The organism is Sorangium sp. So ce1014 (assembly GCF_051521505.1).
GTDB lineage: Bacteria > Myxococcota_A > Polyangia > Polyangiales > Polyangiaceae > Sorangium.
On the sequence record NZ_CP150356.1, the window covers coordinates 1410310 to 1436180 of the forward strand.

Genomic DNA, 25871 nt, shown 5'->3' on the forward strand with positions numbered 1-25871 from the left:
GCTAGGCTCTCGGGCGCCTCGCCGCGCGCGGGCGGCGCCCGGCACTCGCTCCGGGGGCCGGGCGGGCCGCGGCGGCGCGGCGGACGGAGGATCGCGCGCGTCGCCCTGCCGCTCGCGGCGCTCCTGCGTGGACGTGCCTGGTGACGGTCGCGACGGCCTCGGGTAGGCTGCGCGGCGATCAGAGAGAAGGGTGGTGATTCGTGCGCGTGCTTCATGTTCTTCATACGTCGTTGCCTGTCATTGCGGGGTACACGATCCGCAGCGACTACATCGTCAAGCATCAGGCCGAGCACGGGATGCGTCCGGCGGTGGTGACCTCGGGGCAGCAGGGGTCCGGGGACGCGCTGAAGGAGGAGATCGGCGGCATCTCGTACTGGCGGACGCGCGAGCCTTCCGGCAAGAAGCTGCCGCTCCTCCGCGAGCTCTCGCTCGTGCGGGCGCTGGAGGCGCGCGTCGAGGACGCGATTCGGGAGTTTCAGCCCGACGTCGTGCACGCGCACTCGCCGATGCTCGTCGGGCTGCCGGCGCTCGCGGCGGCGCGCCGCTTCGGGCTGCCGCTCGTCTACGAGGTGCGCGACCTCTGGGAGAACGCCTCCGTCGACCGGGGCAAGTTCGCCGAGGACTCGGTCCCCTACAAGATCGCGGCCGGCCTCGAGACGGTGGTGTACAGGTACGCTGACGCGACGGTGACGATCTGCGAGAGCCTGAGGAACGCGGTCGCGCCGCGGGTGCGCAGCACGGACGCGCTCCACGTGGTGGGCAACGGCGTCGACGCGGACAAGTTCGCGCCGCGGGAGGCCCCGCCCGGCGCCTGGGAGCGCTTCGGGCTCGCCGGGAAGAGGCTCATCGGGTATGTCGGCACCTTCCAGCCGTACGAGGGGCTCCAGACGCTCATCGCGTCGATCGGCGACATCGCCCGGGAGATCCCGGACGCGCACGTCGTGATCACGGGGGCCGGCGGCCAGGAGATGGAGCTCAAGGCGTTTGCCCGCGAGCGAGGCGTGGAGTCGAAGGTGACGTTCACGGGGCGGGTGCCGCACGACGAGGTGTTCAACATCTACGCGATGGCGAGCCTGCTCGTTTATCCGCGCATCCGGACCCGGACGACCGCGCTCACGACACCGCTGAAGCCCCTCGAGGCGATGGCCATGGCCCGGCCCGTGATGGTCAGCGACGTGCCGGCGATGGGCGAGCTCGTGCGCTATGGCGAGACCGGGTTCGTCTTCAAGGCGGGCGACAGCGTCGACCTGACGAGGCGGTGCGTCGAGGCGCTCAAGGACCCGGAGCGCCTCGATCGCGTCGGCAAGAACGCGCGGGAGTGGATCCTGAAGGAGCGGCAATGGCCCACGCTGCTCTCGCAGTACCAGGCCATCTACGAGCAGGCGATCGCCGCGCGGCGCGGACAGGGCAAGTCGCCCGTCGGCGAGGCGCGCGCGGCGTGAACGGCCGCGCGCGACAGGGAGCAGGCGCCCGGCAGGCACGGCTCCGGGCGCGCTCCCTGCGCGCGTGAGGCTCCGGAGATCGCGCCGCGCGCGCGCGCGGCGCGATCCCGAGGCTCTCCGGCGCGCGGCGCGATCCCGAGGCTCTCCCGCGCGATCCGGGGTATGATTCCGCGGCCCCATCCCGCCCCTTCGGGAACTGGCAGGAGGTCCCTCAACGTGTTCGAGATCAAAGTCGACCGGATCCACGCCATCGTGGATTTCCTCCTCGAGGGGCGTGTCCGCCTCGAAGAGATGCAGAACTTCGTCAGCGAGCTGAGGAAGGCGTGCGAGGGCCTCCAGGGGCGGGAGATCAAGATCAAGGCCGATGTCCGGGGCTTCCGGCCGATGTCCCCCGATGTGGCGGAGAAGATCCGCGCCGTCCAGGAGTTCGGCCTGGAGCTCGGGGTGATGCGCGTGGCCGAGATCATCGAGAGCGACATCGTCGCGCTCCAGCTCAACCGCGTGGCGCGCGAGAGCGGCACGGACAAGGTCCTCCGCCGCTTCTGGGACGAGGACGCGGCCCACGAGTGGCTCCTCCACGGAGATCCGGAATAACGCCAGAGCGCGGGCGCCGCGGCGCTAGAACAGGGGGGCCGGGTCGCACGGGTGCGGCGGCCGGTACCGCGCGAGGATCTCGGCCACGGCGTCGAGCGGCAGGGCGGGGGCGTGGTGGCCGCTGTGGCCGGTCGTGTCGACGCCGGCGCACATGGCGTTGAGGATCGCCTCTTCCACCACGTCGACGGTGGCCTCGTAGAGCTCGTCGATCTCGGTGTCGAGGACGAGCTCGGCCATGTGCCGCCCGGGCGCGAGAGGGTGCACGCTGAGCGAGCGGCTCGACCGGGGGGCGCTCCACCGCTCGGTGGCGACGCGAGGCACCCGGTTCGCCGTGCTCCACGCGAGGACGATCTCGCCCGAGTTGTTGGCCGCGTACCCGCCGGTCCGGCCGATCGCGAGCGCGGCGCGCCGCGCCAGGCGCGCGAGCTGGCGGTGGATGAGCGGAGCGTCGGTGGCGACGAGCACGATGATGGAGCCGGCAGGGCCCCGCCGCGGGATGTGCGTGAAGCGGTCGCTGATCAGCCGGCCCACCGGGACCCCGTCGACGCGGAGCAGCTCGCGATCGCCGAAGTTCGAGAGCACGAGCGCGCCGACCGTGGACTCGACCCCGCCGACCGGGACCGAGCGGCTCGAGGTGCCGATCCCGCCCGCGAAGTGGAAGGTCTGCATACCCGTGCCAGCGCCGACGCTCCCCTCGGCCACAGGGCCACCCCGGACATTGTCGAGCGCCTCCTCGACGTCGGCCTGCGTCACGTGGCGCCCCACCGTGTCGTTGAGGAAGCTGTCGTCGCACTCGGCGACGACCGGGATCACGACGTCGTCCTCCCTGCCGATCCTCGGATGACGGTGCGAGAGCCACGCGACGCTCGCGTCGAGGACGCGGCCGACGCAGAGCGTGCTGCAGAGCAGGATCGGCGTCTCGCAGAGGCCCCACTCGTTGATCTGCGAGAGGCCGGTCACCTCGCCGGCGCCGTTCAGCACGTAGCTGGCGGTGAACACCCGATCCAGGAAGATGTCGCCGTCGGCGGGGATCACCGCGGTCACGCCCGTGCGCACCGGGCCGATGCCCGGGACGAGCTCGCCCTCGCCCTCGATCTTTGTCACATGGTGGACCCGGACCCCGGTGACGTCCGTGATCGCGTTCTCGGGACCGGTCGGAAAACGGCCGATCGCGACGCCGAGATCGCGCAGCCGAGGGCGCCTGATCGAGGTCGAGGGCGCGCTCACGGGCCGGCGACCTCGCGGCCCGCGACGGCGGCCGTGGACGCCGTGGAGGAGAGGGGGGCGGGCTCCGGCGCGGGCGCGGCGAGCGCCGGCTGGGGCGAGGCCTGCAGGCCCGGCTCGGCCGTCGGCGAGGCGCCCGCCGAGATCGCGGCGGCGGGGGCCGCGGCGGCAGGGGCCGCGGCGGCAGGGGCCGCGGCGGCAGGGGCCGCGGCGGCGAGGGCCGCGGCGGCGGCAGGGGCCGCGGCGGCGAGGGCGGACTGCGGCGCCGCGGCGCGGGCCTCGCGGTGGCGCTTGAGGCAGCCGGCCATGATCTCGCCGATGAGCGTGCGGTAATCCATCCCCGCCACCTTCGCGATCACGCAGAGATCGCTGAAGTCGGGGGTCAGGCCGGGCAGCGGGTTGATCTCGATGACGTACACCCTGCCGTCCTTTGTCATGCGCAGATCGACCCGCGCCACGTCGCGGCAGCCGAGGGCCGCGAACGTGTCACGCACGACCTTCTCGATGCGGCGGAGCTCGGACGGCGTGAGCTGCGCGGGGCAATCGAAGCGCACCCGCGGCGTGTCCGCCTGCTTCTCCTCGTAGCCGTAGACCGGATAGGAGGGCGGGTCGACGAAGACGACCTCCATCGGCGGCAGCACCTTCGTCCGCCGCTCCCCGAGCAGGCCCACGGTGAACTCGCGCCCCGTGACGTACTCCTCGATGAGGGCCGGCTGGTGGTAGCGATCGACGAGCTGCCTCGCCGCGGCGCGCGCGGCGGCCTCGTCCTTGACCACGGACGACGAGCTGATCCCCTTCGAGGTCCCCTCGGCGTTGGGCTTCACGATCACCGGATAGCGGAACGGCTTCAGCTTCTCGCGCCCGGTCGTGACCACCTGCCACTCGGCCGTCTCGATGCCGGCGGCCCGCAGGATCTGCTTCGTCAGCCCCTTGTCGAGCGCCAGCGAGAGCGTCGTCGCGTCCGAGCCGCTGTAGGGGATGCCGAGCAGCTCGCAGAGCGCCGGCACCTGCGCCTCCCGGCCGCGGCCCCGGAGCCCCTCGGCGATGTTGAAGACCACGTCGACCCCGGACGCGGCGAGCGCGCGCGGCAGATCCGGGGTCGCCTCGAGCGGGACCACGGTGTGGCCGTAGCTCTCGATGGCGCTCGTGATCGCCTGGATGGTGCGCGGCGAGTCGAACTCGGCCTCGGAGTCGGACGCGGCGCCGGCGCCCGCCTTGCCAGCGCCCCCGTCGGCCGCGGCGGGCTCGCCCCGCTTCATGTTGTAGGTGAAGCCGACGCGGAGCGCGGTCCGCTTCGCCCGGCGCGGCAGGCTGCTCTCCAGGAGCGGCAAGAGCCCCCGCCGCTTGCAGGCGCTCCTCACGATGGCCCGGATCACGCCGTCGAAGTCGACGCCGCGCTGGGCCGCGGCCACGAAGACGCTGGCGCCCGGCTGGAGCGTGGGCAGCCCGTCGACCTCGAGGAAGTGCACGTCGTGGCCCTGGCCGCGGATCGACGACGGCGTGACCCGGAACTCGCAGCGCGCATGGTCTTTGAGGTCGAGCGCGCGCACGATGCGCGCGGTGAGCGACCGGATGCGCTCGATGACGGGCGCGGGCAGCTGCGCGGGCCGGCGCGTCACCTGCTCGGGCCTCCCGTGCTTCAGGTTGAAGTCGTACACGTTGTAGTTGCCCGGCACCTGGGGGTCGATCACGAACTCGATGGGCGTGAGGACCCCCTCGGGGACGCCCGCGCCGTTCGGCCGCGCGCCGCTCGCCTCCTTGAGGCCGTCGACGAAGGAGCACGCGACGTCGACGCCGGCGATGTAGTGCTCGACGAGCAGCCCCGCCTCGAAGCGCGTGAGCTGCCGCTCGACCACCTCGGCGAGGTGGTACGCGTCCTCGCAGACGCTCCACTCCCGGGAGATCCCCTTCGAGGAGCCCTCGAAGTTCGGCTTCACGATGACCGGGAAGCTCATGTCGTCGAGCGCGCCGCTCTCCAGGGTGGTCCGGTTGACGAGGCGGGCGCGCGGGGTCGTGACGCCGTAGCTCGCGAGGACGCGCTTGGTGAGCGACTTGTCGAGCGCGACGTTCAGCGTGTAGGCGTCGGAGCCGGTGTACGGGATGCCGAGCTCGTCGAAGAGCGACGGATAGAACGCCTCGCGCGTCTTGCCCTTGTGGCCCTCGGCCGTGTTGAAGATGAGCTCCGGCTGGACCGCCTCGAGCCGCGCGAGGACCCGGGAGGCCGGCCCGCTGACCTCGATCCGCTCCACCTCGTGCCCGGCCCGCTCGAGCGCGCCGGCGATGGCGGCGATCGTCTCCGGGCTATCGAACTCTGCTTCCTCGGCGGACCCCGTGATCTTCAGGTTGTGCGTGACCGCGATACGCATGCTCTCTCCTGTGCCGCTCGTCCGGGCCGCGCCTCCTGTGCTCTGTCGGAGGCGCCTGCGCGTGCGAGATTACGGTGAGCGCGCCTGATTTGCGGCGGAAAAAACGGGGATGCCTGGCGGCATACGATGGGACTGGCCGGGCTCCCGCTCGCGCGATGGTCGTGCTAGCGACCCCCGTGTGGATCGTTTTGCCGCACACGACGCCGACCGCCCCCCGCCGCCCGAGCCTGGCCTCCCTTACGAGGAGCTGAACGAGCCGCAGGCGCGCGCGGCCCGCCACGCGGCGGGGCCGCTGCTCATCTTCGCGGGCGCGGGGAGCGGAAAGACGCGCGTCATCGTGTACCGGATCGCGAACCTCATCGTGACGCACCGTGTCCCGCCCTACCGGATCCTCGCGGTGACGTTCACGAACAAGGCGGCGTCCGAGATGAAGCGCCGGCTGGAGGGGCTCATCGGGGCCGACATCGTGAAGGACCTCTGGGTGGGCACGTTCCACTCCGTGTGCGCGCGCCTCCTGCGCCGGCACCACGAGGCGGCCGGGCTCGACAAGAACTTCGTCATCTATGACGACGACGACCAGCGCGCCGTCATGAACCGCGTCCTCAAGGAGCTTCACCTCGACGATCGGCGCTATCCGCCCCGCCAGGTGCTCTCGCGCATCCACGCCGAGAAGCAGGAGGGGCGGGGGCCCGGCGAGTTCGAGCGCAAGGGCTACTTCGACGACGCCATCGTGCGGTGCTTCGAGGCCTACGAGCGGCACCTCAAGGCGGCGAGCGCGGTGGACTTCGACGACCTCCTGCTCTCCGTGCTCCGCCTCGCGGAGGACCCGGCGAGCCTGGCCGGCGAGGATCTCCGGGGGCGCTTCCGCCACGTGCTCGTCGACGAGTTCCAGGACGTGAACCAGGTGCAGTACCGGCTCGTCCGGGCGTTCTGCAGGAGCCACGACAACCTCTGCGTGGTCGGCGACGACGACCAGAGCATCTACCGCTGGCGCGGCGCGGACGTCCAGATCGTCCGCGGCTTCCGGCGCGATTTCCCGCACGCGGAGGTGGTGAAGCTCGAGCAGAACTACCGCTCTGTGGGGCACGTCGTGCGCGGCGCGCTCGGCGTGATCCGGCACGCCTCGGACCGCGAGCCGAAGGAGCTCTGGACGTCGAACGAGGACGGCGCGCAGATCGACGTGGTGGCGGCCGACAGCGAGCACGACGAGGCGGCGTGGGTCGTCGAGTGCGTCCGCGAGCTCATCGCGCAGGGCGTCTCGCCGAACGAGATCGCGGTGTTCTACCGGATCCACGCGCAGTCGCGCGTGCTCGAGGAGGTGCTGCGCGAGGCGCGCATCCCGTACCAGATCATCGGCGGTACGCGCTTCTTCGAGCGGGCGGAGGTGAAGAACCTGCTCTCGTACCTGCGCGTCGTGGCCAACCCCCGCAGCGACGTGGATCTCAACCGCATCATCAACGTGCCGGCGCGCAAGATCGGCCAGAGCACGGTGGACAAGCTCATCCAGGCGGCGGACGTGCTCGGCGTGTCGCTCTACGAGGCGATCACGCCGCTCGTGGAGGGGGCGGTGCCGCCGTCGGAGATGCCGGGGGGCCAGCTGCCGCCGCTGCCGACGGCGGCGAAGCGGAGCCTGCTCGGCTTCCGCGATCTGATGCAGGGGCTCATGACGGAGGCGAAGAGCGCGTCGCCGAGCGCGCTCGCGGAGGAGGTGCTCGCGCGGTCGGGCTACGCGAGGATGCTCGAGCAGGACGACAGCGTCGAGGCCGAGGCGCGGCTCCAGAACTTGCGCGAGCTCGTGCAGTCGCTCGTGGACTACGAGCAGGAGGCGATCGCCGCCGGCGACCAGGCGACGCTCTCGGGCTACCTGGAGCGGGTGAGCCTCGTGTCGGACGTCGACGCGCTCGTGGACATGCCGAAGGTCGCGATGATGACGATCCACGCCGCGAAGGGGCTGGAGTTTCATGCCGTGTTCCTGACCGGCATGGAGGAGGACCTCTTCCCGTTCCGGAGCCAGGATCCGAACCGCAAGGGGGACATCGAGGAGGAGCGCCGCCTCGCGTACGTCGCGATCACGCGGGCGCGGGCGCGGCTCTGGATCACGCATGCGGCGCGGCGGGCGATCTTCGGCCAGACGCGTTACGGCTTGCCGAGCCGCTTCCTGGCCGACCTCCCGCCGGCCGCAGTGCGCCCGATGGCGACGCCGACGGCGATGATGGCGCAGCGCCGGGGCGACGTCGGGGGCGGCGGGTACGCCGGGTCCAGGTCCGGCGGCGCGGGAGAGACCCGTGGCTTCTGGGAGGGCCGGGATCGGAGGCCTGCGGCGCAGCCCGAGGAGCGGCTGGCGTGGTCGCGGTTCGCGGCGGAAGGCGAGCCCGCGAGGGCGCCGGCCCCGCGCGGCGTCGAGCGACCCGAGCGGGCGCCGGGCGAGCGCTATGTCGAGCGGGAGGCGGTCGACGCGGGCGGTGAGGGCGGCGAGGGGCTGGTGCTGCGGCGCGGGACGCGGGTGTTCCACGAGCGGTTCGGGCCGGGCGTGGTGGAGAGCGTGGACCCGGGGGCGGATCCGATCGCGACGGTGAAGTTCTCGGGGTGGGGGAAGAAGCGGATCAAGGTGGCGTTCTTGCGCGCCGGGTCGTGAGGGGGCCAGGCCTGGGGTGGCGCCGTGGGCGAAAGCGCTCCGTGCGCGGAGCGCGAGATCTGTACGATTCTTGAGAAGAATCCAGCGTGTCTTCGTCAGCACGGCCTGCTGTCCTGCCTTCCTGAGAGCATGGACCTCGTCGCGACGTACGGCATCGACGGTCTTGCCGAGCAGCTGCGCGACATCGAGGCGGTCGAGGACATCTCGAGACATTATCCGTACGCACAGCGCATATTCTGCGGAGCAGCCAGAATTCAAAGGCGCAAAGGCGCAAAGGCGCAAAACGACGGAGAGGAAATGAACGAGAATGAGATGGCCAAGATCGTCGTCGACGCGGCGATCGAGGTGCATCGCAGCCTTGGAGGCAGGGTATCCATCGCGTGGTCGACGGATTGCAGGAATGACTTCCCCCTCGCCCTTGCCTTTTTGCGCCTTTGGTGCGCCAGGCAAGCCTGGGCGAGGAGGAAGCTCATGTAGAAAGCTGAAACCTTGCGATGGAACCCATGGAGGTCCTGCGGATCTCCCCGGCCAAGGCTAGCCCCCAGCCGGAAGCGAGTCTTGCGTGGTCCGGAGGGCAGACCCCGGGCTGCGAAGCGTAGACAGCGAGCGTGAAAGCCTTGTATTGAGCCTCGAAATGCAATGCTCGGCGGGTGCCCAAGCTGTCAAAGGAGCGGAAGGCAACACCGGCGCGCTGGAACGCCGCGCGCGGCGAAGGGCTCGGCGCGTTGGACCCCCCGGGGTCGGAGACCAGGGCGTGCACGCAAGGGTTCCCCAGGAACCTGGGAGGCCCCGTCGCCTCCGAGAAGAGCCCGCCGCAACGGCGGGTGCGGTACCGCCGAGCGAAGGGAACGAAGCGAGGCGGGAAGGGTGACGAGGCGTCCGAGCACCTCGTAGTACCGATGAAGCGGGGGAACCGTCCCGAGGGACCCCGTGGAGGGAAGGGGGTGCCGGGGCATGGGGCTGCTGGAGGGAAAGATGAAGGAGACACCGGGCTCCCAGAACATCTCCACGAAACTCGAGCAGATAGCGAAGCTGGCGAGGGAAGCGCCTGGTACGGCGTTCACGACGCTCGCGCACCACATCGATATCGAGTGGCTGCGCGAGGCGTACCGTCGCACGCGCAAGGACGGCGCTGTGGGCGTGGACGGGCAGACCGCGGACGAGTACGCGGCGCACCTGGAGGACAACCTCCGGTCGCTGCATGAACGCGCGAAGTCCGGCACGTACCGCGCGCCGCCCGTGAGGCGGGTCCTCATCCCGAAGGGGGACGGGTCGCAGACGCGGCCCATCGGCATCCCGACCTTCGAGGACAAGGTCCTGCAACGCGCGGTCGTCATGGTGCTGGAGGCGATCTACGAGCAGGACTTTCTACACGGCTCGTATGGCTTCCGGAGGGGGCGCTCGGCGCATCAAGCGCTGCACGCGCTCCGTGACCAGGTGATGCGCATGGGCGGCGGCTGGGTCCTGGAGGTCGACATCCGGAAGTTCTTCGACACCCTCGACCATGGCCACCTCCAGGAGATCCTTCGTCGAAGGGTGCGCGATGGGGTGCTGCTGCGGCTCATCGGCAAGTGGTTGCATGCGGGCGTGCTGGAATCCGGGGCCGTGTCCTTCCCGGAGTCTGGTTCGCCTCAAGGCGGCGTGATCTCGCCGCTGCTGTCGAACGTCTACCTGCACGAGGTGCTGGACGTGTGGTTCGAGCAGGAGGTGAAGCCGCGGCTGCAAGGCCGCGCGTTTCTCATCCGGTACGCGGACGATTGTGCGCCACGACGGCGCGGAAAGGAGGCCTTGATGGCCGCCTGAAGCAGCCTTGCTGCACGAGAGATGAGGGAGGACCCCTCGGGATCGGGTCGCAGGGCCAGGTCCCAAACCACCGGAAGCTGCTTGGGCCCAATGGCCCGGGTGGTGAGCGTTCACGGAAAAGGCGGGACAAACCCGTCAGGTGAGAGCCGGGAAGGCGAACGTGAGTGAACCGCTGACGACGTGTCGAAAGCGTAGGGACGTCATCGAAACCAGGCTCCAGTCGTTGGCCTGGGACAAAGCTCGGGGGATTCCTGCTTGCTGCCCGAGCGGTGACCGGCATGAAGGCGGCGCGAGCCCGGCTCAGGCTCTCGTGCGGAACGTGGGAACCTGTCGCTCCGATGCGAAGGGAGAACTCCGAGTGGTGGACCCACGAGGGGGAAGAGTACCGATGCGGGGCGCAGGGGCGGATGGGCTCGTAGTAGCGTTGAAGCCTGGTAACGCGGGCGGAGCGAAGGGGCCCAACGACCTGGCCGCGGGCATGGGTCAACCGGCAACGGGAGGAGCCCATGTCTGAGGCGAAGCCTTACGACATTCCGAAGCAGCTCGTCTGGGATGCGTACCAGCGGGTAAAGGCGAACCGAGGCGCAGCGGGCGTGGACGGCGAGTCGCTTGCGATGTTCGAGAAGGACCTGAAGGGCAACCTCTACAAGGTCTGGAACCGGATGTCGTCGGGCTCGTACTTTCCGCCGCCCGTGCGGCTCGTCGAGATTCCGAAGGGCAACGGAGGCACACGTCCCCTCGGCATCCCCACGGTGGGGGACCGCGTGGCGCAGACGGTCGTGAAGATGGTCCTCGATCCGGTCGTGGAGCCCATGTTCCATCCGGATTCGTACGGCTATCGGCCCGGTCGGTCGGCGCTCGACGCGGTGGCGGTGGCGAGGAGACGATGCTGGAGCGCCGACTGGATCATCGACCTTGACATCAAGGGCTTCTTTGATGCGCTGGTCCATGAGCTGGTCGAGCGCGCCGTGGCGCACCACACGGACAACCCCTGGATCCGGCTGTACATCGCCCGGTGGCTCCGCGCCCCCGTGCAGAAGCCGGATGGCACGGTGGAGCAGCGTACGAGGGGCACGCCGCAAGGCGGGGTCGTCAGTCCGCTGTTGGCCAATCTATTCCTGCATTATGCGTTCGATCACTGGATGCGGAGGACCTTCCCGAGCGTCCCGTTCGAGCGCTACGCGGACGATGCCATCGTCCACTGCAGGAGCGAGCGGCAGTCCCGCATGGTGCTGGAGGCCATCCGTCGTCGGTTCGAGCAGTGCGGTCTGGAGCTTCATCCGACGAAGACCCGGATCGTCTACTGCAAGGACGACGATCGGTGCGGGGAGTTCGAGCACGTCGCGTTCGACTTCCTGGGCTACACCTTCCAACCTCGACGGGCGAAGAATCGCTGGGGGAAGCACTTCGTGAGCTTCCTGCCAGCGATGAGCACCAAGGCAGCCAAGGCGGTCCGCGAGACCATCCGCAGATGGCGGATGGCGTCGACCAGGAACAACCAGCGCCTGGAAGATCTCGCGCAGCTCGTCAATCCGGTGGTGCGGGGTTGGATGAACTACTACGGGCGGTTCTACCGCTCGAAGTGCGTCCAGGTCCTTCGCCATCTCAACGAGGCCCTCGCAGCATGGGCGCGACGGAAGTACAAGCGGCTGCGACGTCGAGAGCGCGCGTCGATGCACTGGCTGGGGCGCATCGCGCAGCGGGATCCGAAGTTGTTCGTCCTGTGGCAGCTCGGCGTCCGGCCCGAGGCTGGGTCGTAGGAGCCGGATGAGGCGAGAGCTTCACGTCCGGTTCTGGGAGGGCCCGGGGGTGCGATTCCCCCGGGCTACTCGACTCGTCCTGGCGTTCTCGCACGAGGAAGACGCTCGTCGCGTTCTGGCCGTGCTCCCGAAGAGGTTCGGCAAGTACGGCCTTGCGCTCCACCCGGACAAGACCCGGCTCGTCGAATTCCGTCGGCCCGACCGTCGGCCTCCCCCGGAGGATCGATCGGATCGTGGACCCAACACGTTCGACCTGCTGGGCTTCACCCACTACTGGGGCTTGTCTCGTCGAGGCAGGTGGGTGGTCAAGCAGAAGACCGCCTCCGATCGCTTCCGCCGCGCGCTGAAGCGGATCGCGGAGTGGTGTCGGCAGCATCGGCACCAGGCGATCGGGGAGCAGCAGCGCTCGCTCTCGCAGAAGCTGCGAGGTCACTTCGGGTACTTCGGCATCACGGGGAACTCCGAGGCGATCAGCCGCTTCCGTGAGCGGGTCATCGGCATCTGGTGCAAGTGGCTCGGTCGTCGCTCCCAGAGAGCGCGGATCAACTGGGACCGCAGGCACATGCTGCTGGAACGCTACCCCCTCCCACTTGCCCGGGTCGCGAGGCCGTACTCACCCGCGTAGCGAATCCATGTCGCGAAGAGCCGGATGCGGTAGCCCCGCACGTCCGGATCTGTGGGGGCCCTGGGGGAGCAATCCCCCAGGGCTACCCGAGCGCCTTTGCGTTAAATTCCGGCTTCCCGTTGCGAACAGGCGGCGCCGGTCAGTCACCGCCGCGAGGGCCCGGGATCACCGGCCCCGGCGCGAGGACGCGGCTCCCCTCCATCAGCCATACGGCCATCTCGGTCGTCCCGGCCCTCTGCCAGATCACATCCGCCATCCCATCCAGGTTGACGTCGCCGGCGGCGCGCGCGCTCCAGCCATCGCCGATCGGCCCCGAGATCACGGGCCCCGCCGCGAGCAGCTGGCTCCCTTCGATCAGCCATACGGCTATCCGCCCGCTCTCATCGTGGCTCCAGAGCACGTCCATCATGCCGTCGGCGTTGAAATCGCCCACGCCGGTGGCGACCCAGCCGTCGCCGATCGGGCCCGGGATCACGGGCCCCGCCGCGAGCGGCTGGCCTCCGTGCATCAGCCAGACAAGCAGCAGGCTCTGCTCGATATCGATCCAGATCACATCCGCCATTCCATCGACATTGACGTCGACCGGAAAGCCGAAGCTGAAGTCGCCGATCGGCCCCGGGATCGGGGGCCCCGCCGCGAGCCGCTGGGTGCCGTTCATCGGCCAGACCGCCATCTGGTTCCGATCGGAATTGATCCAGAGCACGTCCGACATCCGATCGAAGTTGAAATCGCCGGGCAAGGCGGTCCAGCCACCGCCGATCGGTCCTCGAATGAACGGTCCGGTCGCGCGCAGGCGGCTGCCGTCCATCAGCCAGACCGCCATCAGGCCCCGCTCGTCATGGGACCAGAGCAGGTCCGCCATGCTGTCGGCGTCGAAATCGTTCGCCCAGACGACCCAGCCGTCGCCGCCGGGCCCCGGGATAAAGGGTCCGGGCGCCAGGAGGTCGCTTCCGTTCATCAACCACACGGCGATCCGGTTTCGCTGGGCGTCGTACCAGACAACATCCGCCATCCTGTCGGCGTTGAAGTCGGCCGTCTGGGCGATCTCCCACCCGTCGCCGTGGCGCCGCTGCGTCGCGGCGCCGGGGGATGGGGCCGAAGGCGCGATGAGACAGCCCTCGCTGGCCGGGTCGACGCCGCGCGTACAGGCGGCCGTCGCGGGGATCGCGGCGGCCACCCCCAGCGCCCTCACGACATGCATGGACGTTCTCAGGCTCGCCTCCCTCGCCCTCAGCCCGTGCAGGGCAGCCAAGGCCGTCGTCGGGGATCCGTGGCCTCCGCTCGTGGGCGCGCGGTTCACGGCGCCGGGGAAGGGAGCAAGCGCCGGTCCATCCGGACCCGCGTCGGCCCCGAAGAGGGGGAGCGCGCGCACAGGGGTTGGCTCTCGGAAGAGGAGAATTACCGGGGCGTCCGTGGCATCGGGGTGGCCCCGGCGGCTTGCTGCGTGGCAGAGGAAGCGGGCCGCAGCCGTCGGGGCGCCTGCTCAGGTGAGCGGCAGGGCGCCCCCGGCGTTCAAGACGTCCTCGCCGAAGCTCGTGACGTCGTCGAAGCCCATGTAATTGAAGCAGCTCACGAGCATGTCGGCGAAGGAGCGATCGCCCCGGAAGTCGACGAGCCGCCCGCGCCGGAAGTGGTCGTGAGCTTTGCCCGCGAAGACGACCAGGCTGTCCTCGATGCTGTGGGTGTCGCCCTGCCCGAGCTCGTTCCAGTGCACGACGAGCGTATGATCCCAGAGCGTGCCGTCGCCGTCGCTCGTGTTCTTCAAGATCTCGTAGAGCTTCGTGTTCTGCTCCCAGAGGTGCCTGTGGATCTTGCGCACGTCGGCGAACGCGGCGGCGTCGCTGTTGTGCGAGATGTCGTGGTGACCCTCGCTGAGGCCCAGGCTCGAGTAGACGCGGTTGCTCGTGTTGCCGCTCCAGTTGAAGTTCACCACGCGCGTCAGATCGCAGGCGAACGCCAGGGCGCTGATCTTGAAGAACAGCTCGCCCATGATCACGTGGTTGTCGTCGGCGTAGGGGTCGAGCCTCGTGCCGAGCGAGGTCTGCACGCACGCGGCCGCGTCGTTGCCGGTCTGGAGCGCGCGCTCGACGTCGCGCATCGCGTCGAGGTGCTGCTGGATCTTGGCGCGGTCCTCGGCGCCGAGCCGGGTGAGGAGGGAGTTGCCCTCTTCGCGCACAAGATCAATGGCCGACTGCTTCTTCGCCAGGCGCCTCAGCACCTCTTGCTGCGCGGTCCCCTCGCCGGACGAGAAGGCGAAGATGCGGGCGTAGGCCTCGTACGGGTCGGTCTCCGGCGGGATCGGGCTCTGGTTGCCCACGGGACCCGCGTGGGCGTGCGTGTTCCAGATGTCGTTCCGCTTGTTCCCGACGCGGAACACGAGGTGCCGGTGCGCGACGCTCTCGTCGGCCTCCAGCACGCGACCGCCGATCGCGTAGTCGGCGCTCGGCCCCTCCACGTAACCGATGGTGGACTCGGTGCCGCCGATCGGGAACGACCCGGTGCCGGACTTCCACGGCGCGAGCGAGCTGCCGCCCTGCTGGTGGTTGTCAGCCCGCTCGGCCTCCGGCAAGTCGTAGAAATGCTTGTGCAGTTTGTTGAGGAAGACGAGATCCTCGCGGTAAGGCTCGAGCGGGGCGAGGAACTCGCCGAGCTCAAAGCTCGTCTCACCGCCGGCGCTGAAGCGCTTCGCCGTCTCGTCGCCGTTCGCCTGGAACACGAACATGATGCGGCGCGGAGAGGGCGTCGTCTGGGCGCGCGCGCGGCTCGGGCGCATGGCGTCGAGGAACGGAAGCGCGAGCGCAACTCCGGATGCGCCACGCAGGAAAGTACGGCGGCTCAGCGGTTTCATTGTCTCTCCGGGGTGATCACGGGGCGGTAGCGGAAGGCGTCGGTCTGCGTGAGCGCGACAACGAGCTCGGACAGGCTGTAGCCGCTCTCCTTGAACGCGACCGAGAGCGCCGCCATCGAGCAGCGATCGGCGTCGGTCTCGTCGCGGCCGTGGGAGAAGCGGAAGTTCTGCAGCACGTAGCAGGCGCGCGCCTGCTCGCTCTGCGCGAGGCGCTGGCCCAGCTCGGCGGCGTTCGCCACGGGGCCGTCGGCGTCACGCGTGAGCGAGATGTCGCTCGAGGTCGCGACCGGACGACCCTCCTCGTCCGTGGTGCGGGAGCGGCCCACGGCGTCGAACGACTCGAACACCACGCCGAGGGGATCCATCATCGCGTGGCACCCCGCGCACCTCGGCTCGCTGCGGTGGAGCTCGAGGCGCTCGCGCTGCGAGAGCCCTTCTCCCAGGCCCTCGAGATCGAGCTTCACGTCGTTGGGGGGAGCGGGCACGATCGCGCACAGGAGATCGGTGCGCACCTTGAGGCCGCGCCGGACGATCGAGGTGCGCGTCGCCTTGTCGTGCGTGAGCATCATGCCCTGGGTCAGCACGCCCGAGCGGCCGGGCATGTCGACCCGGACGAAGCCGTCGCCGCTCACGCCGCCCACGCCGTAGTGCTGCGCGAGCGCGCCGTTCACGAAGCTGTATTCAGCGGTGAAGAGCTCGTCGAACGAGCCGCTCGGGCTCGAGAACAAGCTCTTCACGAACGTGCGCGTCTCCTCTTGCAGCAGGTCGGGCAGGCGGGGCACGAGGTCCGGATACACCGCCGGATCGCGCGTCATGCCGCTCAGCAGGTCGATGTCGAGCCACTGGTCGAAGTACTCGAGCAAGCGGTCGGCCCGGGGATCGGCGAGCATGCGCCGCACCTGGGCCTCGACCTGCGCCGGCGTGCCGAGCTCGTCCGCCGCCGCCGCGCGTGTGAGCTCCGCGTCCGGCTGCGACTGCCAGATCAGGTACGAGAGCCGCGAGGCCATCTCGTACGGCGTGGGCTCGGTGACGTCACCCGTGCTCGCCTGGCCGAGCTCGACGCGATAGAGCACGTTCGGCGACTGCAGCATGCTGAAGACGACCCACTCGATGCCGTCCTTGAAGGTGTGCCCGTCCGAGCCCGCGGTGAAGCGCTCCTCGTAGCTCTGGACCTCGGCCTCGGTGAGCGGCCTCCGGTACGCCCTGGCGCCGAAGGTGCGGATGAAGTCGCTGGCGCACTCGAGCTCACCGAGCGCCGCCGGATCGCAGGAGACAAGGCCCGGAGCCTGCGCCGCGACGGCGGAGATCTGCTCCGCGGCGTCGAGGTACTTCTGCGCGACGAGCGAGCCGACGGTCAAGAAGCTCGCGTTGTTGCGGAAGCCGAGCGACTCGGGCTCGCTCGGGAACGTGGCGACCACCGTGTCGATGGTGGAGGCCACGCCCGAGACGCCGGAGAAGAGATCTTTCAGCGTATTGGAATACTCGTAGTTGCTGAGGCGGCGGAGCGGCGTCGCGCCGGGCTGCGGCGTCTGGCAGAAGGGCGAGGCCAGCACGTCTTCCGGGGTCTGGGCGCTTCCAGGCGTGACCCCGCCGCTCTCGGAGCCCGAGCCGGGCGGCGTGGATTGGCCAGGTCCGCCGATCTGGCCGTTGCAAGCCGCGAGGAGCGCGAGCAAGAGCGGCGCAGCGTACCTGCGTCTTGAGCCCGGGAGCTCGAAAGGCCAGCGATGCGTGTGATGCTCGGGGTTCACCGTGTCCTCCACGCCGCGCCCGACGAAAGGCACGAGCTGGTGCGAGCGCCGACCCCATGGATCGGCGCTGACATGGGTTCCCGGCGCCGAGACTCAACAGCGCCGAGGTTAGAACCTACCAGAACCTGTCCGGTCAGCCACACATCACGAGTCGATCGCGAACACTTTTGTCCTCCAACGACCCACTCGCTTACCCAATTTCTCTGCTCTCGCCGAGTTTTTGAATCTCGACGGTAGCGGCGCGCGGCGCCTCGCACCACGCCGCCACGCTGGCCGCCGCTGCGCGGCGCGGGCTCATCACGGCGTCGAGCTGCTCGATGAAACAGCTGTTCTCCGCCGGCAGGCCGACGGTCACGCGGAAGTATTCATCGTATCGCTCTTCGCCGAACGGCTCGAAGACCTTCACCTTCACGCCTCGGGCCAGCAGCGCGTCGTGGACCTTCGCCCCGGACCACGCCCCGCGCGCGCGGCACAGGATGAAATTGGCCTGTGACGGGAAGGCTTCCAGGGGGCGATGACCGCCGATGGCCGCCATGAGCCTGGCTCGCTCCCTCCCGGTTTGCTGCCGGACGAACCCGAGGTGTCCTCTGTCCTGCAACGACGCCATCGCGAGCTCGGCGGCCAGCTGCCCGACACGGTGAGGCGTCAGCCTGGCCTCCATCTGCGCCACCAGCTGCTTGTCCGCCACGGCGTACCCGACGCGCGCCGACGCGAGCCCGTGGGCAAAGGAGAAGCTGCGCAGCACCGTCAGGTTGGGATAGCGCAGCACCAGATCCGTCATGCGGGTGCCCGGGCTGTCCTCGAGGTAGTGGACATACGCCTCGTCGATGAAGAAGCAGGAGTCAGGGAACCGGGCGAGCAGCGGCTCGAGCTCTCGCCTCGTGATGAGGACGTTCCCCGTGGGGTTGTTGGGGTTGCAGAGGTAGACAAGGCCGTCCTGCCGTGAGAGCCGTGATGCGAGCCCCTCCACGTCGAGCGCGAAGCCGTTCTCCGGACCCAGCGGGAGCAGCACGCATCGCAGCCCCACCCGGACGCCGGCGGCAGGCACCTTGGAATAGGTGAGCCGCGTGGTGATGATGGGGTACGCGACACGCCTCAACAGGAAGCGCAGGGTCCGCATCGCCGAACGCTTGATCTTGTCCTCGATGAGGAACGGGATGCATGCCTTGAGCAGCGGGCCGCTCCCGTTGGCGACGAGCACGTTCTCCGGCCGCACGCCTGCGTCCTCGGCGAGCGCGCGCCGGAGATCTCCGTTGTCTGCAGCTGGATAGCGCCGCAGCGCCACGTTGCCGTCATGACGCCGCATGACGTCCGCGCACCGCTCGGAGCAGTAGGTGCCGTGGTTCAGCGCCATGTCGATCGGCGGCGCGCCGGACAGGCAATAGGGGGCGAGGGGTGCGTCGCTGGCTGTCGCTCGGGACTGCATGGAGTGCTCCTTGCGTGGGTTGCGATGAGGATCAAGCAAGCTTCGAGACCCGCGCGGCCATGACGTCGAAGAGCCTCTCGGGCCACAGCCGCTTGAGCAGCAGGGCCGCGAGATCACGGCGCTTGCCTGCCGCGATCTCGCGCTTGCCCTTGTCGAGCCCATTCAGGATGATGGCCGCAGCCGCGGACGGAGCCATGCCGGCTTCGATGTTCGGGTCGACCGAGCCCGCCGTGGTCCCGTCGCCGCGAATGGCATTGACGTCGATGGCGGTCCGCACGAACCCCGGCGTGACCACCGAGACCTGCACGCCCCGGGCCGCCACCTCGGCGCGGAGCGCATCGAAATACCCCACGAGGGCGTGCTTGGCCGCGCAGTATCCGGTCCGGTGAGGAACGCCCAGCTTGCCCGCGATGCTGGCCACCGCCACGAGGTGACCCGAGCGGCGCTCCAGCATCCGCGGGAGCACGAGCTGCGTGAGCCGGACGGGCGCGAAGAAGTCCACTTCCATGATGTGCCGGTAGACATCGAACGACGTGTCGACGCCGAGCGAGCGCTGCGAGATACCCGCGTTGTTGACGAGCGTGTCCACGGCGCCCGACCACGCAAAGGCGCGGTGCACGACGGCCGGCAGCGCGTCGAGGTGCGTCGCGTCGAACGGGAGCACGAGAGCAGGCGTCGCGCACGAGCTCGCCACGCGCTCCAGGACATCGGTGCGCCGCGCCGAGAGGATGACGCTGGCCCCCTCTCTGGCGAACGCGAGCGCAAGCGCCTCACCGATGCCCGACGACGCGCCGGTGATCCACACTACCTTCCTCGCAAAGCCCATGACGCTGCTCCTCCTGACGTCGCGATGATGCGGTTGGCGCCTGCGCCCATGACACGGACCGGGCACCGCGAGCGTCCGATGGCCCTGTCCGTGGAGCCGCGTTCGCTTCCCACCCCGTTCGAGGAGCTCACCCCCGCGTTCCCGGGCTCGGGTCTCCACCATGCGGCGACGTCATCCTGATGTTCGAACATTCGTCCCCGAGATCCAGGAGGCCACCGTCGCGGGCCAGCTGCAATGGAGATCGCGAGGCGCGCGGCCGCCGGTCCGGAGGGGACCAGCAGGCGGAGGGCCCAGGCCGCCGGGCGCCATGTCACCAGGTGTCAGAGTGGAGCTTGCTACCAGGGCAACGTCTGAGATGACGTGGTGTCAGCGTCGGAAGACGCGCGAGCGCGCGTCCTGCGCGCTCCCGGCGCCGCGGCGTCGCGCGACGAGGGCGAGGCCGAACAGGGAGACGGTGAGCCCGAGATGCCCGGACGGGTCGGCGCCGCCGCGGAAGCTGCATTGCGCGTCGTCGCCGGTGCCGTCGGTCCCGTCGTTGCCGCCGCTGGTAGCAGAGACGCTGGAGGAGCCGCCGCCCGTGCCCGCTCCGCCGCCTGTGCCCGGCGCCGCGCCACCGCCGCCGCCTGTGCCGGCCTCCGCGCCACCGCTGCCGCCTGTGCCGGCCTCCGCGCCACCGCTGCCGCCTGTGCCGGCCTCCGCGCCACCGCTGCCGCCTGTGCCCGGCGCCGCGCCACCGCCGCCGCCCGCGCCGGCCTCCGCGCCCCCGCTGCCGCCCGCGCCGGCCTCTGCGCCCCCGCTGCCGCCCGCGCCGGCCTCTGCGCCACCGCTGCCGCCCGCGCCGGCCTCCGCGCCCCCGCCGCCGCCCGCGCCGGCCTCTGCGCCACCGCTGCCGCCCGCGCCGGCCTCCGCGCCCCCGCCGCCGCCCGCGCCGGTCGCGGACGAGGGCTCCAGGGTGAGCAGGCGCGACACGACGCGTCGCATGAGCCCGGCGAGGCCGCGCTTTTCATAGCTCAGGAGGAACCGGCCGTCCTCGCCGCGGGCCAGCGTCGGCGAACTGCCTTCGTCGTCCATGAGCAGCGTCTCCGTGCCCAGCGTCCCGTCGGGCGCCACGGCGCGGATACGGAGCCTGTGGGTCCCCGCCTCTTCCCACACCAGCTGGTAGCTCGCGCCGTCCCAGGCCACGGCCGTCGAATACGCCGCGCTCGTCGGCGAGATCTCGAATGCCTCGCCCCGCCAGCCGCCAGCCGCGTAGATTCGACCGTGGACCAGCCTACCGGTGGGCTTCGGCCGCTCCGCGGCCTCCGTCCAGACCACGAGCGTGTCCGTGCCGTCCGTCGCCGCGGAGACGGGGACAGGTGACTCCGACAGGAGGAAGCTCTCCCCGACCTCTCCCGTGCGGCTCACGGGCACAAGACGCACGCCCGCGCTCCCGTTCCGGTAGACCACCAGGTAGTCCTGCCCGGCACGGAGCGGGTGCGCGTACGACTCCGACCCGGCAGCGGGCACGATGGGGAACGCCGGGCCAGCGCTCCCCGATGCGTCGAGCAGGCGGCCCGCCGCGGTGTAAACGTAGGGGGAATCCCCGCTCCGCTCCACGAAGGTCACCAGATAACCGTCGCCGTTGCCCTCGACCGATGACGACGAAACCAGGGTGAGGGACGAGACAGCCACCCTGTCTCCGGGCGTGCCGTCGCTCGCGATCGGCCGCAGATAATTCTCGCCGCTCGGCTCTTGCCAGGTGAGCACGGAGGTGCCCTCGCCATTCGAGGCCAGATCGAACGCGAAGGTGCGGCTCACGAGATCGATCCCGACCGGGTCGATGACCTCGCCCGCGGCGCTCACGCGCGCCGCGCGCGCGCTCATCTGCGCCAGCACCGGGTCCAGGCCCGGCTGGTGGGTCCAGGCCACGAGGTAGCTCTCGCCGGTCCAGACCACGCGCGGGCTCCACTGCTGGTTCGGCAGGGGGCTGAGCCCGATCCGGCCCGCGGCCAGCGCGAGATCCGGGCCGATCAGGCTGCCCTCGACGCCCTGGCCGTGGAACGCGAGCAGGAAATGCGAGCCGCTCCACACGAGCGAGTTCCGATCGGAATCCCAGACAGAGCGCGGCGACCCGTCCGCGAGCCGGACGTCGTCGGTCCCCTGCACGACGCCGTCAATCGAGACGCGGGCCCCGTACATCGAGCGACGGTCCCGCTCATCGGCCCAGGCCACGAGGTAGCTGCTGCCGTCGAACGCCGCGGTGGGGGCCCCGGTGCCCGGGCTCGACCGGGAGATGGGGAAGTCCCGCGCTGTGACCGCGCCGTCCGCGCTCAGCACCGCGCCCCGGATCGCGCTCGGCCAATCGTCCCGGACCCACGTCGCCAGGAAGCTCGCCCCGCCGGACGCGAGCGCGGCCAGCCGCGCGTTGGCCGGGCCCTCCGAGAGCTGGACGCCGCCGACATCGAGCACCGTCCCGTCGGCGGCCACCCGCGCGGCGCGGACAGCGCGCTCGTCGCCGCTCGCCTCGTCCCAGGCCACGACGGAGACGTCCGGCCCGGCGCCGAGCACCGGGCGCGACGCCTGGCCGCTCGTGGAGACGGCGCGCTCGGCGCCGGGAACGACGCTGCCGCTCGGCTCGACGAGCGTCGCGTGGACGTCCCCGACGCCGTCGCCGGCGAGGCGGAGCCAGGCGGTCACGAAGCGCTCCCCGTTCCACTCGACCGAGGGGAACAGGCCCTCGCCGGACGACGGGATCGCGAAGCTCGCCGACCCTTCGAGCGTGCCGTCGGGCCGCATCATGCGGCCCTGGATGGTGTACCCGCCGTCGTCGTACTGGCACCACGTGAAGAAGTAACGGCCGCCGCCGTACGCCACGCTGGGCAGGAACTGCCCGACGCCCTCCTCGCTGAGATCCAGCCAGTCGAGGTCGAGCACGTTCCCGCTCGCGTCGACGCGGACCGCGCGGATGCGCGCCAGATCCTCGAAGGCAACGACGTAGCCGGCCCCGTCGGTCGCGATCTCCGGATCGAACCCGACGTCGTGGTGGACGGGCACGGGCGGCTCCGTCCCGATCTCGGGGCCCACCTCCGGATCGAGCAGCGCCGGATAGCCGCTCTCCTCGACGACCGCGGCGGGCACGCGCAGCTCGATGTGGCCGTCCGACCAGCGGGCCGGCACCGGCACGCGGCGGCCCGACGCGTCGATCCACGTGCCGTGGCCGTACACGAACCGCTGCTCGGGCGCCGCGCCGAGGACGAGGCCGCGCGCGTCGCTCGCGACCGGGGGCGGGGCGTCCGCGGCGCCGAGCCGGGCGCTCACGCGCACGACGAGATCGCCGCGCCCGCCGGGTCGCTCGGGGAACCGGAACGCCTGCTCGGCGTTCGCCTCGTGGTTCTTCCAGAGCTCGCTGCACGTCTCGAACGCGCGCTCCGCGCCGCCGTCCGCGGCGATGCGCACGTGGCCCTCGCCGTTCACGCACTCGTAGCCGGCGCGGGCGATCGACCGCGTCGCCAGCGTGAGCGCGCCCCCCGGCTCCAGCTCGCCGGACGCGCCGTCGAGGAGAGTCCGCCGGAGCGCGCGGCGGCGCGCCTCAAATTCGGCGGCGGTGCGCACCTCGAGGAGCGCCTGGACCTGCCTCTCTCGCTCCCTGCGCGCGGCCGTCGCCGAGGACCTCGCGCGGATCCGCGCCGCGCCGCCCTCGAGGTCGATCCGATGGGCGGCGCCCTCGGCGGAGAGCCCCTGCGGCGTGGATCGAAAGCGCGCCCGCGCCCGGCTCACGATCTGCCCGAGATCGAGCGGCGCCGCGCCGCTCGGCCGGAGCGCGCTCTCCGCGGGACGCTCGGCCGGACCTCTCCCGACCGCCTGCGATCCGGGGGCGCTGCACGCCGCGGCGCACCCTGCCAACACGAACAACGAAGCTCGACTGGAAGACGAAGACGATGTCACGAAGCACCTCCTGACGGCCATGGCGGCGGACGCGCCACACGCCGCTCTCCGATGGATGAGCCGGCAGGACGGTACCAGCGCGCGTCCATTCATGTCGACCGGCAGACACGATGACGACACGCGATGTCTCCGGCGTCGTGACCGGGCCCGACCGTGGCGCCAGCGACGTCCAGTTGCTGCTGCGCGCTTGACAGGGCAGGACCGTGATGAAGGGCGCGCCACGCCGGGAGGAAGGCGCGCTCTGTGAGCACGCTCCGCAGGTCCGCGAGCCGCCGGGGCGCGGCCGCCCCTCTGGGCTCGACGGAGGGCGCCCGATGTGCGATCGTCGGCCGATGGCGCGCGTCGAGTTCAGCACTCATCTGCCCACGTTGTTTCCTCAGCTCGCCGGAGGCCCGCTCTCCGTCGAAGCGTCGACCGTGGCCGAGGTCATCCAGCGCCTCGAAGAGCTCGCGCCCGGAGTGGCGTTCTACATCTGCGACGAGCGAGGCCGGCTGCGCAAACACGTCAATGTGTTCGTGGCGGGGGAGATGATCGTCGATCGACGCGCCCTCTCCGACGCCGTCTCCTCGGACACGGGCGTCTTCATCGCTCAAGCCCTCAGCGGCGGCTGAGCCACGCGCCGCGGCACGTCCCCGAACGCCGGCCCCGGCTTGAACCACCCCAGACAGGAGCTCTCGACAACATGGTCCAGCGACTTCTCATCGGTACACGCAAAGGCACCTTCATCGCGGAGCGCGGGGCGACCGGCTATCGCCTGCGCCTCGCGGGTCATGCGGGCGTGTGCGCCAACTATGTGGCGGCCAATCCACACGACGGCACCTTGTGGGCGGCGCTCGGCTTCGGGCACTGGGGCGCCAAGCTGTCGATGTCGCGGGACGGAGGGCAGACGTGGAAGGACGCCCCTTCGCAGATCAAGTATCCCGAAGGCGCACGGTACCTGTCGCCGCCGGACCCGGGGCAGGAGGGCGAGGGAGAGAGCCGCTTCACGATGCGCCCGGCCACGTTGCTCAAGCTATGGGTCATCGGCTTCGGCGCGCCGGGCCGCGTCTACGTCGGCACCATCCCGGGAGGGCTCTTCGTCAGCGATGACGGGGGAGAACGCTTCGAGCTCAACCGTCCGCTCTGGGACCACGAGAGCCGCGGTGGAAACCTGTTTGACGGGGACGGCAGCGGCAAGACGCACTGGTTCGGCACGCCGGCGTCCGAGGGCGGCGAGTTCGCCGCCGGCATCCACTCGATCGACGTGGACCCGCGCGACCCCGACCGCGTGCGGGTCGGGATCTCGACGGCAGGCGTGCTCGAGAGCCGCGACGGCGGCAAGACCTGGCACGGCAGAAACAAGGGCCTGACAAACGACTATCTGCCCGAGCAGCAAGCCGAGTGGGGGCACGACGCTCACTTCATCCAGTGTTGCCCCGGTCAACCCGAGCACGTCTGGCAGCAGAACCACTGCGGCGTTTTTTACAGCAGCGATGGCACCGCGACGTGGAAGAAGGTGAGCCAGCCCGAGCAGGGCGTCCATTTCGGTTTTCCCATCGTCCCGCACGACGAGGATGGGCGCACCGCCTGGGTGGTGCCCGGCGTCTCGGATCAACAGCGCATGACCATCGGCGGCGGCCTCTTCGTGGCCCGCACGCGCGACGGCGGACAGTCGTGGCAGGCGCTCCGGGAGGGGCTGCCTCAGGAGAACGCCTACGATGTCGTGTACAGGCACGCCCTCGCCCTCCGCGGCGATGAGCTCGCCTTCGGCAGCACCACCGGCAATCTCTATGTGAGCAGCAACGGCGGAGAACGCTGGCAGGCCATTGCCCAGAACCTGCCGCCCATCTACAGCGTGCGCTTCGGGTGACACGAAGGGGGGCTCGGGACACGCTCTGTTCCGCGCCTCGCTTCGGATCGGGCTCAGGGCGAGGGTCGGGCGCTCAGGCGCCACACGAGCGTACGCCACGCGTCCCGCTCGAAGATCTCCGGCCGGCGGCCGGCGAGGAGCGGCGCATACCGCGCGACGATCTCGGGAGCGTCGGTGGACACGAGCCCCGAGAGGATCAACGTCCCGAGCGGGGCCAGGCGAGCCACGATCCGGGGGGCGAGCTCCGCGAGCACACCGCGCAGGATGTTGGCCACGACGATGTCGAACGTGCCGTCCGGCCACGTCGTCGCGAAGCGCACGCGGCCTTCCACCGCGCTCCGCCGTCCATTTTCCTCGGCGACAGCGAGCGCGGCGGCATCGATGTCGACCCCGATCGCCTCGCCGCCGAGCTTCGCGGCGGCGATCGAGAGGATGCCTGTTCCGCACCCGACGTCGAAGAGGCGGAAGCCGCCTCGCGGCGCGAACGACGCGAGCGCTTGCAGGCACATCCGCGTGCTCTCGTGCCGGCCGTCGCCGAATGCGTGGCTCGGGCCGAGGACGATGGTGCGCTCGTCGATCTCCGCGTCCCACGCGCCGAGGATCACACGAAACCGAGGCGGTACTTCGATGACGGTCGAACGGGCGCTCATGCTCGTGGGAGCCTGCCACCGCGCGGCCGGAGCGTCATCCGAGCCGCGGGGGCTGGCCTGCGGGCGGGGGAGGCTCGGCGGCGCCCGGCGCGGCGTGCTGATCGAGACCGGATCGCAATTGAAACGAGATCGACCCCCCCAGTGTCCGTGT

Annotated in this window: 18 protein-coding genes; 9 read left to right on the plus strand and 9 right to left on the minus strand. The window is 70.5% G+C overall.

Translation table 11 applies throughout. From position 1 onward, the window contains the following. Positions 1 to 230 precede the first annotated feature (230 nt). The gene (locus WME75_RS05335; RefSeq protein ID WP_437487022.1) at positions 231 to 1442 is read left to right on the plus strand and encodes a glycosyltransferase; all 1212 of its coding nucleotides are present in this window, start codon (positions 231 to 233) and stop codon (positions 1440 to 1442) included. Between the two features lie 216 nt (positions 1443 to 1658). After that, on the plus strand, positions 1659 to 2036 hold the full coding sequence (locus WME75_RS05340) for an STAS/SEC14 domain-containing protein (RefSeq protein WP_437487023.1): 378 nt from the start codon (positions 1659 to 1661) through the stop codon (positions 2034 to 2036). Between the two features lie 24 nt (positions 2037 to 2060). Here WME75_RS05340 and WME75_RS05345 read toward each other — a convergent pair whose 3' ends face one another. Together WME75_RS05345 and WME75_RS05350 are read right to left on the minus strand one after the other, a co-directional pair. Beyond that, positions 2061 to 3263 (minus strand): P1 family peptidase, encoded by a 1203-nt coding sequence (locus WME75_RS05345; RefSeq protein WP_437487024.1) that lies wholly within the window; start codon positions 3261 to 3263, stop codon positions 2061 to 2063. After that, positions 3260 to 5626, minus strand: coding sequence for a D-alanine--D-alanine ligase family protein (locus tag WME75_RS05350; protein ID WP_437487025.1), 2367 nt, complete (start codon positions 5624 to 5626; stop codon positions 3260 to 3262). Before WME75_RS05350 ends, WME75_RS05345 begins: the two co-directional genes overlap by 4 nt. 178 nt (positions 5627 to 5804) lie before the next feature. Between WME75_RS05350 and WME75_RS05355 the strand changes: the two genes are divergently transcribed. The 5 genes from WME75_RS05355 to WME75_RS05375 all read left to right on the plus strand — a co-directional run bounded on the left by WME75_RS05355 (position 5805) and on the right by WME75_RS05375 (position 12449). Next, complete coding sequence (locus WME75_RS05355; RefSeq protein WP_437487026.1) at positions 5805 to 8261, plus strand: ATP-dependent helicase; 2457 nt, start codon at positions 5805 to 5807, stop codon at positions 8259 to 8261. Positions 8262 to 8285: 24 nt separating this feature from the next. Next, entirely contained in the window at positions 8286 to 8738 is a 453-nt protein-coding gene (locus WME75_RS05360; RefSeq protein ID WP_437487027.1) for a hypothetical protein, read from the plus strand. Between the two features lie 498 nt (positions 8739 to 9236). After that, a complete protein-coding gene (locus tag WME75_RS05365; RefSeq protein WP_437475749.1) occupies positions 9237 to 10064 on the plus strand; it encodes a reverse transcriptase domain-containing protein in 828 nt (275 codons plus the stop codon). Positions 10065 to 10570: 506 nt separating this feature from the next. Continuing rightward, a complete protein-coding gene (ltrA, locus tag WME75_RS05370; protein WP_437475748.1) occupies positions 10571 to 11824 on the plus strand; it encodes a group II intron reverse transcriptase/maturase in 1254 nt (417 codons plus the stop codon). Positions 11825 to 11831: 7 nt separating this feature from the next. Continuing rightward, a complete protein-coding gene (locus tag WME75_RS05375) occupies positions 11832 to 12449 on the plus strand; it encodes a group II intron maturase-specific domain-containing protein (RefSeq protein ID WP_437475747.1) in 618 nt (205 codons plus the stop codon). Between the two features lie 139 nt (positions 12450 to 12588). Here the strand turns inward: WME75_RS05375 and WME75_RS05380 are convergent, their stop codons facing one another. The 6 genes from WME75_RS05380 to WME75_RS05405 all read right to left on the minus strand — a co-directional run bounded on the left by WME75_RS05380 (position 12589) and on the right by WME75_RS05405 (position 23182). Then, the gene (locus WME75_RS05380; RefSeq protein ID WP_437487028.1) at positions 12589 to 13650 is read right to left on the minus strand and encodes an FG-GAP repeat domain-containing protein; all 1062 of its coding nucleotides are present in this window, start codon (positions 13648 to 13650) and stop codon (positions 12589 to 12591) included. Between the two features lie 282 nt (positions 13651 to 13932). Next, positions 13933 to 15222 (minus strand): DUF1552 domain-containing protein, encoded by a 1290-nt coding sequence (locus WME75_RS05385; protein WP_437487029.1) that lies wholly within the window; start codon positions 15220 to 15222, stop codon positions 13933 to 13935. A 71-nt stretch (positions 15223 to 15293) separates the two neighbouring features. Further along, complete coding sequence (locus WME75_RS05390; protein WP_437487030.1) at positions 15294 to 17078, minus strand: DUF1592 domain-containing protein; 1785 nt, start codon at positions 17076 to 17078, stop codon at positions 15294 to 15296. Positions 17079 to 17235: 157 nt separating this feature from the next. Further along, on the minus strand, positions 17236 to 18471 hold the full coding sequence (locus WME75_RS05395) for a pyridoxal phosphate-dependent aminotransferase (RefSeq protein WP_437487031.1): 1236 nt from the start codon (positions 18469 to 18471) through the stop codon (positions 17236 to 17238). Between the two features lie 31 nt (positions 18472 to 18502). Beyond that, positions 18503 to 19297, minus strand: coding sequence for an SDR family oxidoreductase (locus WME75_RS05400; RefSeq protein WP_437487032.1), 795 nt, complete (start codon positions 19295 to 19297; stop codon positions 18503 to 18505). A gap of 366 nt (positions 19298 to 19663) precedes the next feature. After that, a complete protein-coding gene (locus WME75_RS05405; protein ID WP_437487033.1) occupies positions 19664 to 23182 on the minus strand; it encodes a hypothetical protein in 3519 nt (1172 codons plus the stop codon). Between the two features lie 353 nt (positions 23183 to 23535). Here WME75_RS05405 and WME75_RS05410 point away from each other — a divergent pair, with 353 nt between their 5' ends. Next, positions 23536 to 23832, plus strand: a complete 297-nt coding sequence (locus WME75_RS05410; protein WP_437487034.1) for a MoaD/ThiS family protein — start codon at positions 23536 to 23538, stop codon at positions 23830 to 23832. A gap of 71 nt (positions 23833 to 23903) precedes the next feature. Beyond that, positions 23904 to 25070, plus strand: a complete 1167-nt coding sequence (locus WME75_RS05415; protein WP_437487035.1) for a WD40/YVTN/BNR-like repeat-containing protein — start codon at positions 23904 to 23906, stop codon at positions 25068 to 25070. Positions 25071 to 25123: 53 nt separating this feature from the next. On the opposite strand, the gene WME75_RS05420 is transcribed toward WME75_RS05415, so the two are convergent. Beyond that, positions 25124 to 25720: a 50S ribosomal protein L11 methyltransferase gene (locus WME75_RS05420; RefSeq protein WP_437487036.1), complete on the minus strand. Its 597-nt coding sequence runs from the start codon at positions 25718 to 25720 to the stop codon at positions 25124 to 25126. Positions 25721 to 25871: the final 151 nt, after the last annotated feature.